This is a genomic window from Enterococcus hulanensis, assembly GCF_005405485.1.
Taxonomy (GTDB): domain Bacteria; phylum Bacillota; class Bacilli; order Lactobacillales; family Enterococcaceae; genus Enterococcus_A; species Enterococcus_A hulanensis.
In genome coordinates this window covers 1-16324 of the sequence record NZ_BJED01000009.1, presented here as the reverse complement: position 1 = coordinate 16324, position 16324 = coordinate 1, and the positions used below count along the sequence as shown (strand labels likewise).

The 16324-nt window shown below is 39.9% G+C and carries 20 protein-coding genes and 3 tRNA genes; 9 read left to right on the top strand and 14 right to left on the bottom strand.

Going from position 1 to position 16324, the window contains the following annotated elements:
* Positions 1–580 precede the first annotated feature (580 nt).
* Entirely contained in the window at positions 581–1519 is a 939-nt protein-coding gene (gene yidC / locus FFR60_RS11135; protein ID WP_088931853.1) for a membrane protein insertase YidC, read from the bottom strand.
* Positions 1520–1624: 105 nt separating this feature from the next.
* A complete protein-coding gene (locus FFR60_RS11130; protein ID WP_088931854.1) occupies positions 1625–1897 on the bottom strand; it encodes an acylphosphatase in 273 nt (90 codons plus the stop codon).
* A 134-nt stretch (positions 1898–2031) separates the two neighbouring features.
* Here FFR60_RS11130 and FFR60_RS11125 point away from each other — a divergent pair, with 134 nt between their 5' ends.
* From FFR60_RS11125 to efp, 4 genes are all read left to right on the top strand, one after another.
* Entirely contained in the window at positions 2032–2793 is a 762-nt protein-coding gene (locus tag FFR60_RS11125; protein WP_171004920.1) for a TrmH family RNA methyltransferase, read from the top strand.
* A gap of 130 nt (positions 2794–2923) precedes the next feature.
* Positions 2924–3421: an HD domain-containing protein gene (locus FFR60_RS11120; protein WP_088931856.1), complete on the top strand. Its 498-nt coding sequence runs from the start codon at positions 2924–2926 to the stop codon at positions 3419–3421.
* A gap of 36 nt (positions 3422–3457) precedes the next feature.
* Entirely contained in the window at positions 3458–4123 is a 666-nt protein-coding gene (locus tag FFR60_RS11115; protein WP_137664224.1) for a YczE/YyaS/YitT family protein, read from the top strand.
* Positions 4124–4263: 140 nt separating this feature from the next.
* The gene (gene efp, locus FFR60_RS11110; RefSeq protein ID WP_088931858.1) at positions 4264–4827 is read left to right on the top strand and encodes an elongation factor P; all 564 of its coding nucleotides are present in this window, start codon (positions 4264–4266) and stop codon (positions 4825–4827) included.
* On the opposite strand, the gene FFR60_RS11105 is transcribed toward efp, so the two are convergent.
* From FFR60_RS11105 to FFR60_RS11080, 6 genes are all read right to left on the bottom strand, one after another.
* Positions 4828–5016: a hypothetical protein gene (locus tag FFR60_RS11105; protein WP_137664223.1), complete on the bottom strand. Its 189-nt coding sequence runs from the start codon at positions 5014–5016 to the stop codon at positions 4828–4830.
* 66 nt (positions 5017–5082) lie between these two features.
* Complete coding sequence (locus FFR60_RS11100; RefSeq protein ID WP_137664222.1) at positions 5083–5457, bottom strand: DUF1801 domain-containing protein; 375 nt, start codon at positions 5455–5457, stop codon at positions 5083–5085.
* 203 nt (positions 5458–5660) lie between these two features.
* Positions 5661–6434 carry a CPBP family intramembrane glutamic endopeptidase gene (locus FFR60_RS11095; RefSeq protein WP_137664221.1) on the bottom strand — a complete coding sequence of 258 codons (774 nt, stop codon included), beginning with the start codon at positions 6432–6434 and terminating at the stop codon, positions 5661–5663.
* Between the two features lie 124 nt (positions 6435–6558).
* Positions 6559–6646 (bottom strand) — tRNA-Ser (locus tag FFR60_RS11090).
* Between the two features lie 3 nt (positions 6647–6649).
* Positions 6650–6739: transfer RNA gene (locus FFR60_RS11085), tRNA-Ser, on the bottom strand.
* A gap of 11 nt (positions 6740–6750) precedes the next feature.
* Positions 6751–6823: transfer RNA gene (locus tag FFR60_RS11080), tRNA-Asp, on the bottom strand.
* Positions 6824–7295: 472 nt separating this feature from the next.
* Here FFR60_RS11080 and FFR60_RS11075 point away from each other — a divergent pair.
* The 3 genes from FFR60_RS11075 to FFR60_RS11065 all read left to right on the top strand — a co-directional run bounded on the left by FFR60_RS11075 (position 7296) and on the right by FFR60_RS11065 (position 10648).
* Complete coding sequence (locus tag FFR60_RS11075; protein WP_137664220.1) at positions 7296–8813, top strand: AcpB/EbpR/MafR family transcriptional regulator; 1518 nt, start codon at positions 7296–7298, stop codon at positions 8811–8813.
* Positions 8814–9264: 451 nt separating this feature from the next.
* The gene (locus FFR60_RS11070) at positions 9265–9714 is read left to right on the top strand and encodes a hypothetical protein (protein WP_137664219.1); all 450 of its coding nucleotides are present in this window, start codon (positions 9265–9267) and stop codon (positions 9712–9714) included.
* A 289-nt stretch (positions 9715–10003) separates the two neighbouring features.
* On the top strand, positions 10004–10648 hold the full coding sequence (locus FFR60_RS11065) for a PsbP-related protein (protein ID WP_137664218.1): 645 nt from the start codon (positions 10004–10006) through the stop codon (positions 10646–10648).
* Positions 10649–10950: 302 nt separating this feature from the next.
* On the opposite strand, the gene FFR60_RS11060 is transcribed toward FFR60_RS11065, so the two are convergent.
* Entirely contained in the window at positions 10951–11343 is a 393-nt protein-coding gene (locus FFR60_RS11060) for a Spx/MgsR family RNA polymerase-binding regulatory protein (protein WP_171004919.1), read from the bottom strand.
* Between the two features lie 270 nt (positions 11344–11613).
* Here FFR60_RS11060 and FFR60_RS11055 point away from each other — a divergent pair, with 270 nt between their 5' ends.
* Positions 11614–12216, top strand: a complete 603-nt coding sequence (locus tag FFR60_RS11055) for a TetR/AcrR family transcriptional regulator (RefSeq protein ID WP_137664216.1) — start codon at positions 11614–11616, stop codon at positions 12214–12216.
* Between the two features lie 280 nt (positions 12217–12496).
* Positions 12497–13864, top strand: a complete 1368-nt coding sequence (locus tag FFR60_RS11050) for an ATP-binding protein (protein ID WP_137664215.1) — start codon at positions 12497–12499, stop codon at positions 13862–13864.
* 322 nt (positions 13865–14186) lie between these two features.
* Here FFR60_RS11050 and FFR60_RS23090 read toward each other — a convergent pair whose 3' ends face one another.
* The 5 genes from FFR60_RS23090 to FFR60_RS11025 all read right to left on the bottom strand — a co-directional run bounded on the left by FFR60_RS23090 (position 14187) and on the right by FFR60_RS11025 (position 16195).
* Positions 14187–14279 (bottom strand): type I toxin-antitoxin system Fst family toxin, encoded by a 93-nt coding sequence (locus FFR60_RS23090; protein WP_137664214.1) that lies wholly within the window; start codon positions 14277–14279, stop codon positions 14187–14189.
* Positions 14280–14358: 79 nt separating this feature from the next.
* On the bottom strand, positions 14359–15207 hold the full coding sequence (locus tag FFR60_RS11040; RefSeq protein ID WP_137664213.1) for a DUF2922 family protein: 849 nt from the start codon (positions 15205–15207) through the stop codon (positions 14359–14361).
* Between the two features lie 40 nt (positions 15208–15247).
* A complete protein-coding gene (locus FFR60_RS11035) occupies positions 15248–15673 on the bottom strand; it encodes a hypothetical protein (RefSeq protein WP_137664212.1) in 426 nt (141 codons plus the stop codon).
* A gap of 100 nt (positions 15674–15773) precedes the next feature.
* Entirely contained in the window at positions 15774–15971 is a 198-nt protein-coding gene (locus FFR60_RS11030) for a DUF2922 family protein (RefSeq protein WP_137664211.1), read from the bottom strand.
* Positions 15972–15991: 20 nt separating this feature from the next.
* A complete protein-coding gene (locus FFR60_RS11025) occupies positions 15992–16195 on the bottom strand; it encodes a DUF1659 domain-containing protein (protein ID WP_137664210.1) in 204 nt (67 codons plus the stop codon).
* Positions 16196–16324: the final 129 nt, after the last annotated feature.

Below are 16324 nucleotides of genomic sequence, written 5' to 3'. Positions count from 1 at the left end.
AAATGAACTTGTAATTATTGCTCAAGCACCAATGATCTATATGGGTAGAATAAAGAACTACGATCTGTGAACTGAATATAAGCAATCCCCTTAGTCTCTTTTGAAGTCAAAGAAGGACTATGGGGATTTTACATTTCTATTTCATTTTGAAAAATAATGTATAAGGGTTTCATTTTACTACCAAATTAAGTATCTATTTGTGTAAAAGAAATTGACCTTTGAAAACTGAATAGATTTTGTTAGGAACAGAACATTTCAAATTGAGCCAAAGCTGAACTAACGCGATGACCTGAGGAACAAAGCGATCATTAGTTGTAGCTTACGCGTCTTGCTAACGTGTTGCGATGAAATTTGGAGTGATAATGATACCTCTGGTGATCGGTAGCCATATCTAAATTTATTTTCCACACAGACACGTTGAATAGCTTTTTTCTTAATTTCAATTGGGTAAGCAACTCTAGTTTCCATATAAAAAACACCTCCATATTAAATTCATTTTAACGTGAATTCAACTAGAGATGCTTTTTTATTTTGTTTCAGTTTACTGGGTCAGTTCCAATCGTTGCAAACAGCTTTTTTATTATTTCCGTTTTTGTTTACCGGCATTACGTCCGTTGCCAGTATTGTTGTTCTTGTTTTTATTCTTTGGTTGATTGACTTGTTTCGGTTGGATCGGTTCCGCTTTTTTGATTGGTTTTGTGACCACTTGTTTTGGCGGATTTTTCTTTAATTCCTCTTGAATCTGCGCTTTGATACGAGGACGCATCAAGACGTTAGTGATAAAGGTTTGAAGACAGCTGAAGATACCACCGACTACCCAGTAAAGCGCCACTCCGGCAGGCGAAGTGAATGACATGAAGACGATCATCAATGGAGAGGCGATCATCATACTGCGCATTGTTTTCTTCTGTTCTTCTGGCACACCGATTAATGAGATGTATCCTTGCAGCAGGTAAGCGACACCTACGACGACTACTAAGATATAGCTTGGTTTCGCCAAGTCTATGCCTATGAATGTCGAATGCTGGATACCTTCTGAAAAACGAGCCGTGTAATACAGTGCGGAGAAGATCGGCATCTGGATCAGTAACGGTAAACAACCCATGCCGCCCATCATGCTGACATTGTTTTCTTTGTAGACTGCCTGCATTTCACGCTGTGCTTCCATTTGTTCTTCTTGTGTAGATGCTTGTTTTACTTTTTCTTGCGCCGCATCGATTTGCGGTTTGATCGATTGCATTTTTTCTGATTGAATCAAAGATTTCTTCGATTGGTTGATTCCCAAAGGCATAATGACCAAACGGACAATGATCGTCAAAACGATGATCGCTAAACCGTAAGACCAGTTGAAATTGTTAACCATCCAGTTAAGAAAGTTCTCTAGTGGAACAACCAGCATGCGATAGACTAGACCGGACGTATCAGGGGTCCCATCCTTATCCATTCGTACACAACCCGAAAGGAGTAAAAGAACACCCAAAAGGCCGGAGCCCAAAAGCCAATTTTTAAATTTTGTCATTTATTTCTTCCTCTGCTAATAAAAATTTATACAGGAAATACTATACTAGATAACACAAGGCTTTTCAATCTAATTCGAGAAAAGTAAGGGAACCTTGTCAATTTTTTAATAGACGACATTGAACTTATCATAGTCTTTAATGGCAGGGTCTTCGTATTGTTCAATATGCGAAACTTTGGCAAAGGGATTTTGCGGCTGTTTGACTTTTCCTAGAAATTCGGTGATTTGTTCTTTGGTACCAACGGCTTCGATGGTCACACTGCCATCGTCTTCATTCTTCACCGTACCAGTCAGCCCGATCTCGACGGCCATTTGATACGTGGTATAGCGGAAGCCGACGCCTTGAACACGTCCAGTAACATTTATATGCATCTTCATAAGAAAACCTCCTAATTATTTCTTATATCCATGATAACGATTTTTGCTGGTTGAGACAAGAATTCGCGTGCTATAATAACAGTCGGAGCTAACTCAGAGAAAAAATAATATCTAAATTAAGTGAGGCAAACATCTTGAAAGAGATTCAATCGAGTAAAAATACATTGATCAAAGAAACCAAAAAGCTGCAGCAGAAAAAATACCGCCAGCAAACTCAAAGCTATTTATTGGAAGGCTTTCATTTGATCCAAGAAGCCAAAGCCGCGAGTGTCGTCTTAAAGGAAGTATTTATCAGCCAGCGGGGCTTGAACGAATGGTCCGAATGGATCGAAGCGAACCTAACGGATTACTATCTAGTTTCTGACGAGATCTTGAAGGCTTTAGCCAGTCAGCCGACGCCACAGGGGATGATTGCTGTGGCGGAGATGCCGCAGGAGGAGAGCCGTGATTTTTCCGGTGCTTGGCTATTATTAGATAATGTGCAGGACCCCGGCAATGTCGGTACGATGATCCGGACTGCGGATGCGGCTGGTTTTTCCGGTGTCATCTTAGGACAAGGGAGTGCTGATCTGTATAATCCAAAAACCTTGCGCAGTACACAGGGCAGCCTTTACCATCTATCTGTCCAACATGGCGAGCTGGCAGAGATCATTCCGCAATTCCAACAAGCCGGCAGCCCAGTTTTAGGTACAGCACTTGATAAAGAGGCGAAGGATTATCTAGCTGTGGAGAAAATGACTGATTTTGCCCTAGTCATGGGGAATGAAGGACAAGGCATGTCGCCGGAGTTATTAGCGCTGACGGATCAGAATTTGTACATTACGATCAAGGGTCAAGCTGAGTCGTTAAACGTTGCGATCGCGGCCGGCATCTTAATGTTCCACTTATTTAAGTAAAAATTCACAATTTGGTAACTGTTATTAAGGAACTGTTAAACTTTATTCACAAAGACCTTGGAAGCCTATTCACCACTTTGAATGCGTGTTATAATGGGCGACAGAAACAGAGAAAAGGGGCTTTCTATCCATGGCAGAAAATTGGCGTGACGATGAAGAATACGTTTCTTATATTGAAGATTTATTAGCTACCGACGAAGTACAAAGATTAGCAAATTACACTCAGCATATGAATTCAACACGATTGGAACACTCTATCAGTGTTTCTTATAATAGCTACAAATTAGCAAAACAATTTAACGGCGATGCCAGAGCGACTGCTCGCGCAGGCCTGCTGCATGACTTGTTTTACTATGACTGGCGGACAACGAAGTTCGATGAAGGCTCACATGCTTATATGCATCCACGGATCGCTGTGAAGAATGCGGAGAAGATCACCGATTTGTCTGACCTTGAACGTGATATTATTATCAAACATATGTGGGGTGCAACGATCACACCACCGAAATATAAGGAAGGCTACATCGTAACAATGGTCGACAAATATTGCGCCATTAAAGAAGCCGCCGTGCCTTTAGTAGATAGATTCAATTCCTACAAAGCACGCTTAAAGAAAGAATGGAGTTAATAGAATCCATATTAGGCATCAAACAATTATTGTTTGATGCCTAATTTATGCGCTAAAACAGCTTTTGAAAGTGAGGACCAAGTTATCAAACCGAATATAGCAAAGCAACTATTTTTTGCCATCATGGGCACCTTTATCGCCGCTGTCGGTGTTCGTTTGATCGTTGTCAGCGGACTGGGGGCAGATGCAATCAGTACCTTAGTCTTAGGTATCCTGCAGCATGTGCCGCTGAAGTTTGGTACGGTGAGTATGCTGTTTAACGGGATCATACTGATCATCATCTTTTTCTATGACCGAAAGATGATTGGGATCGGCAGCCTGATCAACAGCTTTGGCTTGGGCTTTTGTCTGAACATCCTAGATTGGGCGGGAATTCTGCATACGATTCCTAGCGGTATGGGTTACTTATCCATCATTGCGGGTTCGATCGTTTTTGGCTTTGGGACAGGTATCTATCTATTAGCCGATGCAGGCTCGGCCGCTTATGAATCCTTGATGATCTTATTGAAACGGGTATTAAAAAGCTCAGTAAAGGTCGCTCGGATCATCTTGGATGCCGCGATTTTTTTGACCGGTTTCTTATTAGGCGGACACATTGGCTGGGGGACGCTGATCGTATTATTATTGATGGGGCCTTCGTTAGAGATGACCCTGAATCAATTACCCAAGCTAAAATTCTTCCGTGTGCAAGAAGTAAAATAAAGTGAGAAATAATTTTCCCTAGTAAGTATAGGGGTTATTTGCTACAATAATAAAGGTTCATTTTATAGTAGAATCATGCATGGACGAATGTTCACGCAGCAGAATTCGAACGTATAAAATAAGAAGAGGAGTGCTTATTAATGATTTCAGCAAGCGATTTACGTGCAGGTATGACTTTCATTCAAGACGGAAAATTGATCAAAGTTTTAGAAGCCAGCCACCACAAACCAGGTAAAGGAAATACGGTTATGCGGATGAAATTACGCGACGTGCGTACAGGTTCAACGTATGATACAACTTTCCGCCCAGAAGAAAAATTCGAAAAAGCGATGATGGAAACAAAAGCTGTTCAATACTTATACAGCCAAGATGATGTTGCAATCTTCATGGATCTTGAAACTTACGAACAATATGAAATCCCAGTTTCAACGATCGAAGCAGAAATGAAATACATCCTTGAAAATATGGAAGTTAAAATTCAGTTTTACGGCGACGAAGTGATCGGATTAACACCTCCGACAACAGTTGTCCTAAAAGTTGCTGAAACACAACCATCAATTAAAGGTGCTACTGTGACAGGTTCTGGTAAACCAGCAACAATGGAAACCGGACTAGTCGTAAACGTTCCTGACTTTATTGAAGAAGGCGAAATGCTGGAAATCAATACACAAGAAGGTACGTACCAAAAACGCGCGAATAAATAATCAAGGAAAACGCCCTGATTGCGAAAATGCAATCAGGGCGTTTTTGTTTACTTCTTCATCGCCTTTGACAATGAAAAAATCAATATTACGATTCCTAAGGTGATTAAAACGCTGAATAAAATAAGAAGGATAATCCCTATTTTCGGAAGAGAATCGAATAACGTTAATAGCTGCTGCATTTGGTTCCACTCCTTGCTTTCTGAGTTGACTATAGTAAAAAGAGCGCTGCTGAATGCTCATGAATTAAAAATCTGATTACTTCAAATGATAGTTGAAGGCTTGATCAATACAGATCTTTAGTACCTCTTCGGGCAACGGCTGATCGAGATCAAGAAGGATCGCTCGATTTTTTGAAAAGCTCAAAGTATCGGAAAACAATGAGCGCCAAGTTTCGATCAAGTTGGTTTGACAATGTACGAAAAAACCAATCTGACTGTCAGAAAACTTATCGATTCTGATTGGTGTTCCCTTCAGTGCTTCAAACGAAAGCTGTCCCCATTTCGCGCTTTCGAGAATTTCGATAGCAGATTCGTCAGCGACCTCATGAATCAGTGCCTGCAATTCTGTCAGCTTTTGCTTTTCTGCTGGCGAATAATTCGGATAAAAAGCCTGAATGTCAGTTTTCTGCATGATGTTTTTCCTCCATTGGTGACTACAGCCATTATAACATGATAGTCCCGTACATTTTAGTAAATATATAACTAGGATCAGTTACATATATATCCTTTTGAAAATATGTGAAAGATAATTAACTACAAAATAACTGCCTGCTAAAAAGCAGGCAGCTACCAACAGAGACTAGTACGATCATTATTTTCTTGATGGACAAGGCATTAAACAAGTAAAAAGCTAATTAAAAACGACAGAAAATCAAAAGTAAAATGAACCGCATAACTAGCCCAGATCGATTTTGTTTTCATATAAGCCATGGTCATGGCTATCCGAGTAAAAGTTAGACCTAAAATCGCATAACCGACATTATAGCCGTAGGTAGAAATATGATACAAACCAAAAATCACCGAAGAAACTACCAAGCCGAATAATAATGCGCGCTTCTTTGACCAACCCCAGTGATACCCCAGCTGAGCAAAAGCTAAAAAGGGCATTAAGGCGAGAAATTCTTCCCCTAAAAGCTGAAAGACATTCTCTAAACGAACCAGCCAAAAGGCTGTCCAAGCTCCGCTATGTGAAGCGGAAAGCACATCTTGCGGATTGGTTTCGCTGCCAAAAAAATGCGAGGCCAAACCGCCGGTAATTGATCCAACAATCCATGTCAAAAAAATAAAGAGTACGATCCACAGCCAAGCTTTACCTTTTAACGGCCGAAAAATTCTGCGCCAATTCCCATTGGTCCCCCAATAAAAACCTAAAAAATTTATGATTAAAAAAAGTATTCCCGGAGAAGCAATTTGGATAGCTTCAAAAAAAGTCGGGTGATAATAATGACTGAGACTAGGGCTTCCGAAAATAGGAATAGCTTGCAATAGGCTGGTGGAAAGCAGGATAAAAGCCAGAATATTCGCGCCAAGAATTTTCAGCCAGCCGCTTGCAGAAATTAGAGCATCATCATCAAATATATATGGATAATTGAACGATTCTTTTTTCATAAAACCACACCTTCCATTGATTGCTCTGATTTTACCACTAAGCGGTTATTTTTCTAGCTAAGATGCTTGGCTTACCAAGCAAACAAAAAAGACTGATGGATTATTTCCATCAGTCAATCATTTACGGAGAAGGAGAGATTTGAACTCTCGCGCCGATTTCTCGACCTACACCCTTAGCAGGGGCGCCTCTTCAGCCACTTGAGTACTTCCCCAAAAGGAGGATAAGGGATTCGAACCCTTGCACGGTATTACCCGCCTGACGGTTTTCAAGACCGTTCCCTTCAGCCGGACTTGGGTAATCCTCCAGTAACACTAACGGTTCCGACGGGATTTGAACCCGCGATCTCCTGCGTGACAGGCAGGCATGTTAACCCCTACACCACGGAACCTTCTTAGCACAAAGAATAGTATACCGAAAGATAACGTCGACTGCAACAAAAAATCAACAAAATAAATAACGTTAGCGTCATCCCTTTATATGCCTAAATACAATGAAATAAATGACGAATATACGGATTAAACAACAAAAACAAGCGGAGGTTACTACGGATCATCTGAAATTTTCAACTCCGACATTTTTTATAATAGTCCAGATAGTAATTTTCGTTTAAATATAACCAAAAAAATTTTCTCTCTGCTAATTCTGATGGAGACAACTATCAACAACCACATTTAGCTAGCCATAAAAAGCAAGTTATCCAGCCATTTTTTGCGATCGGACAAATTATTGTGGTGAAATTAAGAAATATCCTTATACTCAGTATCATTTAGTGGTAATATTTTCTTGAGATAGAGGATTAGAAGAGGAAAAATAAGCGGCAGATGGGGTTAAGATTGAACTATTCTTAGGGAGGAAGGATCATGGACTTTCGATCAGTTTTGGGTATTACGAATAAACGTCGTTTGGCATTGCTGGAAAAATTGTATTATCGTCGCGAAGGCTGGTCAAGTGATCAATTAATGAGTGAGTTGAACTGTTCGTTGCCGATTCTATTAAATGATATTGAACTCATTAATGAAGGGCATCCCAGTTTTCAGATCGTTAAAACAAAGGGCCTTTATTACATAGTTGTAGATAAAAAAGTTAGTTTAGGGAATTTGTATGCCGATTTTTTGAATAGCTGTCCAGAATTTCAAATTATCGAAGAGCTTTTGTATGAAGAGTGCGAAAGCATTACTGGATTAGCCAAAAAATTATATTTAAGTTCATCGAACACGCAGCGCTGCTTAAAAAAGATCGAAAAGGCATTGTTGGATGCGGGGATGGAGCTGTGCTATCGTCCATTGCGGATTGAAGGAAATGAAGGGGAGGTCCGTGATTTTTACTATCATTTTTATAGTGAGCGGCAGAGTGCCTTCGAGAGTACATTACCTAAATTACCGACAGAGCACTACCAGATCATGGAGCTGTATGTCAGTGATTTTGTCACGGAAAACCAAATTCACGAGAAATACGTTTTTCAAAAAAGGCAGGTCTATAATATGTACGTCAGCTTTTGGCGAATAAAAAGAGGCCATGAATTTCCTAAGGACCAATTACGGACTGAAGGAATCAATCTGCCGCAGGGAGAATCGTATAAGGCGCTGGCACAAGCGGTTAATGAGAGATTAGATATGGAGTTGACCCCGGCTGTGCTCCGTGATGCACTTTGGTTAACTTTTTCTGATTCGGTTCTTTTCAGTGTGCCTCATATCAAACTTGCTTTGACTGATAATTCGAAATATCAGCAGCTATTTAACCAGCACTATGAATTGGTGGAAAACTATAATAGGATGCTAGGCTACCGTTTCAGCCGGGATAGCAAAATTAGTTTAGCGATCGTTTTATCAAATGATTTCTATATGCATGATCCTCAAGGTAAATATATTTGTTTCTTAAGGAAAAATCGCGAGGCGTTTTTGAAGGAAGTTTCTAAGGTCTACCGCAGCGGTGTAGAAAAGATCAGAATACTGGTCCAACGATTTGTTCACAAATTTCAGATGTATCAGGAAGAAGACTTTGTCCTGAACTATATGTACCTGCTGATTACAACGGAAGTGGACAGCTTGGATTGGCTGGCAGATCAGGAACCTATGCTAAAAATCCTGCTGCTTTCTGATCTATCACCCACGGAAGAAACCTTTTTAGCAAAACAAATCACCGATAATATCTATGGCAACTTTCGGATTGTCAATTTTGAAAAGCTATCCGGTGGAATACCTGAATTATATCGAGAGCTGGCGAAGTATGATTGCTTGATCACGACCGGTTCTTCGCGAGGCTTACCGGAAGACTATCCAGTCGTCGTCATCGATCCTTTCTTAACATCAGAAAGCAAACGCTGGATACAAGATATGATTAGTGATCTGGGAGAGAAGAAGAGGGCGTCTCGGCGCTGAAAATACATGAATAGTTAAAAGGCGGCAGGCTAGGAATTTTCTTAGCCTGCCGCTTTTTGTCTAAGAACGTACGAAAAAGATTTAATTTTAGTTGAATAGCTGAGCAATGAAAGAGATTTAGCTGTTAACCATTAAAAAATATTATGAAATAGATCGTGCTTTTCCGTTATTTTTAGCTGAAACGGCTGGACTTATTATTTTTAACGCTAAAAATTATTATGGGGTCATATCCCCATAATTTAGGAATTTCTGCTATATAAATCTTTATTGGTGACTAATTTACGAGTTTTTCTCTTTTTACAAGTTATTATATACCCATTATTTTTATAAAATATAAAAATAAGGCATCCTATAGTTGTTCTTTTATTGCTAACTGTCATGGTATGCTTAATGTGTAACAAAGCTTACACTTGTTTTCTAGTAAGAGTAAAGAGAAAAGGAGGAGTATACTATGTCGAAATGGACTGCTAAATTGACTGTTACTAATACAACCGATCAGGATTTAAAGTTAGTATACAAATACGTTAATGCACGAAACGCAATTGTTTCGTTTCCAACGAATATTCCTGCCAAAAGCAAAGCTGCTTATGAAGTGATTACTCCACATGGAGAAGCAGCAGGTCCTGAATTTAAGATCAGCTTAGTTGCACAGGGGACAGATACCCAAAGATCCTTAGGGTCCTTCGATTTTCATGTGGATATTCCTTATTGGTCGCCAAAAAATACGCTTAGCTATCATTGCAATCGTGACTTACTTTGTCAGGTGATTCCCGGCATGATTTACGATCGGGATCAGAACTACAATGGTGAAGTAATTATCAGCGCACTTGAGATAACGGATATGGTCAATAAGAAAGTCTTGAATGAAAAAGTTCAGGCCAACAGCTTTAACGAGTTTTAGTAGATGCTAACGTATAACAATTAATAGCTATGTGGCGGTCTTATTCCAGACTTCAATCGGAGTAAGATCGCCGACTTGCGATCTGGGAACTTGTTTAGAGAATGGCTGTCATACAACTTGGAAATCAACAGTTAGTTTTTAGGGTAAAAAAATAATTTTCTGTGATTAAAGATAATTTCTTTCGAATTTTTATTAGTAATAATAAATGGTATTATTAATCACTTTGAAATTAGTGTAAACTGTAGTTATATTTGGAAAGGCTATCAAAATATAATTATGGAGGGTTACAATGAAAAAATGGATTGTTTTTGTGGTGTTGGGTGCAATTTTAGCAGGGTGCGGATCTGGTGGAGCAAAGGAAGCGAGTATATCGGAGTCAAGTACAGAAAAAAGTACAGAGACAACTTCCTCAACCAAACAGTCGACCGCTAAAACAAAGGCGTCCAGTGTTAAAAAGAAGGTTATATTTAAAGCTGCGGACTTCCAGATTGAGGAAGCAGCCTATCAAATTAAGATTCCAGATAACTGGGAGGTCACATCAGAAGAGGATTTTGATTTTTATGCTAGTGATGAAAATAATCCAGAAGTAATTATGATTTATGGCATGAAAAAAACTGATTTTGAAGGAATCGATGCCTTCAAAAATGCGATGATAGGTCAAATTGTTTCAGACGAGGATGTTCAAATTAAGGAAGAATCTAGAAAGGAAGTCCCGTATCAAACGGCACATTACTCAGGATATTTATACACCATTACAACGGTATCTGACGGAGCGAATGTGGGAATTCAGTATTATTTCTTAGAAACAGAGGCAGACTATGTCGTAGTCAATATTGCAGGACTTCCTTCTTTCTATGATAGAAATGCCGAGACTATCACTGAGATGTTGAATTCTTTTGTGTCAGTGGAACAGATGAACACTCAGAATTTGTAAAAGCAACTAACGGTATCAGCGAAGGATAACGCTGATACCGTTTTTTTGAATGATCTCAAGTGAATCAAAAAAGACTTGGTTATACGATGACATTTAAAAATTTGGCGGATGGGGCATCGCATGCTCAAGCACAAGCTATCAACAAGCCGATCAGCGCGTCCTAATCGGCGTCAATAAAGGCTCACATCAAAAAAGTACAGAAAATGTCTCTTTTCTGTACTCCCAAAACTCTTGAATTAAACACCTCTGGCAGGCTTTGAAAACTGTAAAGCTTGACAGTAGGCCATTTTTGCCAAGCATGATTATCCAAATTGGTAATGCAGGATAGCTTTTAACCGTCTTTCTTTAGGAATCAATGTTTGCACCTGATCTTTACCATAGCCAACGATCATTTGTTTCCCTTTGATCGCAAAGGGCTTTCTGATCAGCCGTGGATTTTTCACCATTAGTCTTACAAGTTCTTTGACTGATAACGAATCAACTGAGTCCTCATCGAGATTCATATCCTTCATTGCTCGATAGCTGAAAAGATCATCGAAGCCATTTTCGGTAAAGCTCATGATATTTAGCAGCTCATCTTCTGATAATGGCTTTGTATCAATATAGCGTTCTTCATAGTCGATTTTTTGTCGTTTAAGCCATTTGATCAATTTGCGACTCGAACTATTGTTTTTCTCTACATAGATTTTTAACAAAATAAATTCCTCCATTTCTACTTTCACTTGTTTACGTTTGAGTGAGACGTCTAACCAAAATAACTTCAGCACCATCTTTTTTATGCTTGGAAGAATTCATTTATAACTAGGAAATTGACTGCTAAGATTCAAAATCTAGCAAGCGGGATTATTCCCGATTTTTCCGTTGATGTTGACAGTGGAAACAAGTTTAATATACCGCTCTTACAATATGTTGTCAACGTAAACATTTTGATTGTTTTTCCTTTTTCTTTGTGATAGGCTTTTTTTATGAAGAATATGAAGAAAACTCACCCTTACCACCACGGAAATTTACGAGTTGAATTATTGCAAGTAGCCCAAAAAATCCTCTTGGAAAAAGGGGTAGAAAAGGTTACGATCCGAGAAATCGCCAGAGAAATCGGTGTTAGTCATGCCGCGCCGCAACGCCATTTTAGAAATCGCCAAGACCTGTTGGATTCACTGGCAGTACAAGGCTTTTCCCAATTGGAAAAAGTGTTGAAGGCAGGCTCTCTTGATAGCGAAATCCCCTTGTTAGAGCGCTTAAATAATGCGGCCTTGAGCTTTGCACATTTTGCTGCAGACAACGCCGCTTTATTTGAGTTGATGAATTCTAGTAAGTGTTGTGATGATAAATTGGGAGTGATGAAAGAAGCCTCAGAGAGTGCATTTTCTCCGATTCTAGAATTGATTATCAGCGGACAGGAGCAAAAGATAATTCAACCTGGCAACCCGCTAAAAATCGGGCTGGTTCTATATGCGACCCTATTAGGTATTACGACCATGGTGAATGGTGAATTGATTGAACGTGATAGACTTGATGATTTTGTACTAGACTCGATGGACCATTTTTTAAAAGGCTATCGGTATTGATTTGTTTACTAGGTGGATAACTGCGATTAACAGTCAGAATATCAGCAGAAGAAAGTGAGTGAAGTTTGGGACGAAGAGATGCACTCTTTGTCCCAAGCTTTTTTTATCATGAATCCGCAAACCGCGGATGTCTGTTTTTTTCCAGTCGTCATGGCTCCCTTCTGTTCATTTAATCTCCCAAAAAATACAATGAGGATATTTCTTTACCTAACCAGATGATTTTACTACTCAAAAGTATAATAATCGTAAGTAGTAAAACAAGAGGCTGCCATGATGTTTCTTGGAAGAGAGAAGGAGCCTTGAAACTCTTGAACGGATGTACCATAAAAAAGGATTTCAAATGGCGATTGTTTACGGTCGGCGGCGGATTGGAAAAACTGCATTATTAAATGAGTTTATCAGAGAGAAGAATGCACTTTATCTACCTGCAGAAGAGGTGAATGACTCGCTAAATTTACAGAAATTCTCAAAATTAGTGGGGGAGAAACTTGGGATCAGAGGGTTTCCAACTGTGGATGATTGGAACAACTTTTTTTCTATTATTAAGGAACAGTTTGGAGATGAGCGTTTGGTACTCGTCATTGATGAGTATCCCTACGCCGTATCAGCGAATAAGTCCCTCAACTCTATTTTGCAGCATGTCATCGATTATGATTTTAAAGAGACAAATATTTTCTTGATTCTCTGCGGATCATCAATGAGTTTTATGGAAAACGAGGTGTTAGGCGAGAAAAGTCCTTTGTTTGGTAGAAGAACAGGCCAACTAAAATTAAGTCCAATGGATTACTATGATTCAGCAAGATTCTATCCTAATGTTAGTGATGAGGACAAGATAAGGTATTATGCATGTATTGGTGGAACCCCTTACTATCTCTCGTTGATTGATCCAGAGTTGTCTTTTGCCGAGAATCTCAGAGAACTCTATTTTGTCATCAATGGTTATCTACTTAATGAAGGTATTCTGCTGATGAAGCAAGAGTTTAGAGAGCCGGCGAATTATAACGCGGTCTTGCAGGCGATTGCTAGTGGTTCAAACACACTTGGTGAGATTGCAGGTTTTACAAAGTTGGAAAGCAGTTTGATCTCAAAGTATCTTGTCACGCTGCAGGAATTGAACTATATTGAGCGCATTACCCCATTTGGCTCCAATCCACTTAAAGGGAAGACAAGCCAATACCATATTACTGAAAACTTCATAGCCTTTTGGTATCGCTATGTCTTTTCAGTTAGGGCAGAAATTGAACGGGGGTTTGGAGAGCACTATGCTGGTTTGGCGCTCAATGATTTGCCTGATTTCATCGGTCCGATATTTGAAGAAGTGACTCGACAATATTTGCGAAGACTCAATGAACGAGGCCGGCTTCCATTTGTTGCTAAGTCATTTGGAAAATGGTGGGGAAAGGACAGAAAAGGCAATGTTCAGGAAATAGATGTGGTCGTTGACTCGATTACAGGCAAAGAGCTGCTTATTGGTGAATGTAAGTGGCGGAACAGCTTTAAAGCAAATAAAACAGTGGACGTTCTGGATGAACGAGCCGCACATTTTGATACTTATACTACATATAAGTACCTGTTCTCAAAATTCCCAGTTAACATCGGAGCAAGACCAGATATTGTCACCATTGCTATTGCTGATTATTTCAAGTGAGGCTAGAGAATGCCTGACAATAACAACACAAGAATTGTGGAGCGTACAAATCTAAATAAGACAATTCTGTTGGTAGACTCAAGGTGTTCTATCCATTTTCTCTTTCGTTACGGTAGATCAGTTTGGAGCAAAAAAAACAATAGCATTAATTACGGAATTATGTTTGTGGGCTTTGCCTTAGCTTGCTATTTTGGTCCAGCAGTGATGCGAAGTGTTCTACAACGCGAAGGCTCTTATCAAAATGTGTCTATTATCGCCGCCATAAACCACTATGAAATACCTGCGAACGTTAGAAGATCGCAGGTATTTCTATTTTCAGTCGTCATGGATCGCGCCCACTTAACCAATGATTGACAAGGGCAACGACCAATCCCACAAAGAGGGGAGCGAGGACATAGCGGATCAGCTCACTCAAATTATCACCTCCTTTCCAGATGGGAGGTCGACGACGTGAATGGGTTACCTACGCATAGTTAGTTAGAGAAGGGCAGAATTTAGTCGCGATCGGCGGGATCATGTGACCGAATCTTCGGTCCTTCTTTGTTTGGGCTGTTCCTTCGACTTAACAGTCGCCGAATGAGTCCAACCTGCTTTTTCTTGTCGATCCGTTTTTCAGGCGGTTCGGCAGGCTCGGTGACAGTTTTTTTCTCTTGAAGTAAGGATTCTGCTTGAAGGAATCGATCCAACTCGGTGACTCGTTCCTTTGTAAAGTCCTGATAACTGTAGCTATTTGGCATTTTGTAAGAACCAGCCGGCTGCTGAGGGACAGGGATTCCTTCTATAGGCAATTGCATCGGAATTACTTTGTTCGTGGACACTTTACTTTCTGTTTTTGACTCAGTCTCTTGTGCTAAAAGTGTGGGTAGTTGTGCAGAATTTAGCCTAACCGCAGGGATACTAGCAGAAAGTTTATTATCTGTTATTGTGCTTTTTTCTTCGATTTGTGGATTATTTTTTATTAATGAAAAGTGGTTAATTTCCGTTTTTTCTGCTAGGTCTTGTGTGGACACTTCTTGCTGCGCCACAGTTGGCAAAGCCATTTCCTCAACTTCTTCACTAGTTTTCTCAACATTCTCAACAGGAAAGCAGACCGGCTTCGCACCACCCGAAGCCTTTCGATCAAAAACAGGTGTGACAGTCTTGTGCACATACTTGGCAGACACCGAAGAATCAAAGAGCTTCACACCATTCGCTTCAAAAATTCCCAAGGTTGCTAAAAGGTCGCAGCACTCTTCAATGGTCTCATCTGATACGCTGGTATCGATATTTCGATAGGTCCAGACATGTTTCCCGCCGATGCTGTTGTTAAACGTTGCGACTAAATTTGTTGTTTTTGTAATCATTTTTCTGCTCCTTTCTCCTCTAATTTTTGCGTAGGTCAAGCTATTGCGTAGATTTTGTTCGATCAAGTGACGGCGGAGACGATTCAGTTGCTTCTTCAGGACGGACAAGTGAAATAAGAGAATGAACAAGTGATGCGGCCTTTTCGCCGAAGCTGCGGACAGAGAACAATTTCAGTGACAAAGTTTTCCATTCAAGGTCTAAAAAATAGTCTTTAAAATAATGAAAGAACCGCTTCATGGTGCGAGTAGCTTTCGTATTCAGAAACAGGAAGCGAACAAGATCCTTTAGAATGTAGGCAAACTCCTGCGCTCCAAGTTGATATCGTACGCGTAAAGTCAAAATGTATTTAATGGTGACAGTGCTGTTTTGTGTAAGTTGATAGAACCATGTGATCCGTTCTTCCAGTGTTTCAGGTTTTAATGAGAATAATTGACGATGATCGAGAGCGAGGTCTTGTACCTTCATTCTGGTTCGCATCCTTTCTAATTTTTTATTAATAGAAGCGAGCGACAAGTTCGCCGCTCCACCTCAAAGTGAGTTAGGCTTTCTTCTTAAAGATTTCCGTTCAAGTCGTTTCGACATAGTTCGCACCATCGACCGTATTGAAAAGCAATGCGCCATCTTTTTCGAACAGCTTCACATTGGATAAACGGTCTAATAAGTCTTCGATCTCCGTTGAGCTTTTGGTCGTTGTAGGATTGTCAAAGCTCCAGGTTTGACTTCTTCCTTCACTGGTTTTGAAATTTGCGACAAGTTTTAACATTCATTTTTCCTCCTATTCGTTTATTTAGAGTAGCGTGTCTGAGTCGTTAAGATCACGCTGTCTGAGTAGCTGTCGTCTGGCGACAATGCAGTCATGATTTCGCCAAGCTCAATGATTTGTTCGCTGGTTGGGTTATCGATGATGTTTTGGAAGCTGATTTTCTTTAACTTTTCTGCTCCTTGGTCAACTAAGACCTGTAGTTTGTTGCTTAATGGTTGGATCATCTGTTTTTCCTCCATGTGATTTTTTGTACCGGCCGGTGACTAAAAGATAAATGATTTCAAAAAAGAATGCGAATTCCAATTTGGCCTTTTGACCCCCAAATTGACACCTTTTTAACGGTGGAATGCGGG

Coding starts and splice junctions, on each gene's coding strand:
- FFR60_RS11100 (WP_137664222.1), bottom strand. CDS start 5,457: ATGCAGAAAACTGACATTCAGGCTTTTTATCCGAATTATTCGCCAGCA.
- FFR60_RS11055 (WP_137664216.1), top strand. CDS start 11,614: ATGAAGAATATGAAGAAAACTCACCCTTACCACCACGGAAATTTACGA.
- efp (WP_088931858.1), top strand. CDS start 4,264: ATGATTTCAGCAAGCGATTTACGTGCAGGTATGACTTTCATTCAAGAC.
- FFR60_RS11035 (WP_137664212.1), bottom strand. CDS start 15,673: ATGAAGGTACAAGACCTCGCTCTCGATCATCGTCAATTATTCTCATTA.
- yidC (WP_088931853.1), bottom strand. CDS start 1,519: ATGACAAAATTTAAAAATTGGCTTTTGGGCTCCGGCCTTTTGGGTGTT.
- FFR60_RS11120 (WP_088931856.1), top strand. CDS start 2,924: ATGGCAGAAAATTGGCGTGACGATGAAGAATACGTTTCTTATATTGAA.
- FFR60_RS11095 (WP_137664221.1), bottom strand. CDS start 6,434: ATGAAAAAAGAATCGTTCAATTATCCATATATATTTGATGATGATGCT.
- FFR60_RS11130 (WP_088931854.1), bottom strand. CDS start 1,897: ATGAAGATGCATATAAATGTTACTGGACGTGTTCAAGGCGTCGGCTTC.
- FFR60_RS11040 (WP_137664213.1), bottom strand. CDS start 15,207: ATGATTACAAAAACAACAAATTTAGTCGCAACGTTTAACAACAGCATC.
- FFR60_RS11075 (WP_137664220.1), top strand. CDS start 7,296: ATGGACTTTCGATCAGTTTTGGGTATTACGAATAAACGTCGTTTGGCA.
- FFR60_RS11115 (WP_137664224.1), top strand. CDS start 3,458: ATGCCTAATTTATGCGCTAAAACAGCTTTTGAAAGTGAGGACCAAGTT.
- FFR60_RS11070 (WP_137664219.1), top strand. CDS start 9,265: ATGTCGAAATGGACTGCTAAATTGACTGTTACTAATACAACCGATCAG.
- FFR60_RS11030 (WP_137664211.1), bottom strand. CDS start 15,971: ATGTTAAAACTTGTCGCAAATTTCAAAACCAGTGAAGGAAGAAGTCAA.
- FFR60_RS11065 (WP_137664218.1), top strand. CDS start 10,004: ATGAAAAAATGGATTGTTTTTGTGGTGTTGGGTGCAATTTTAGCAGGG.
- FFR60_RS11025 (WP_137664210.1), bottom strand. CDS start 16,195: ATGATCCAACCATTAAGCAACAAACTACAGGTCTTAGTTGACCAAGGA.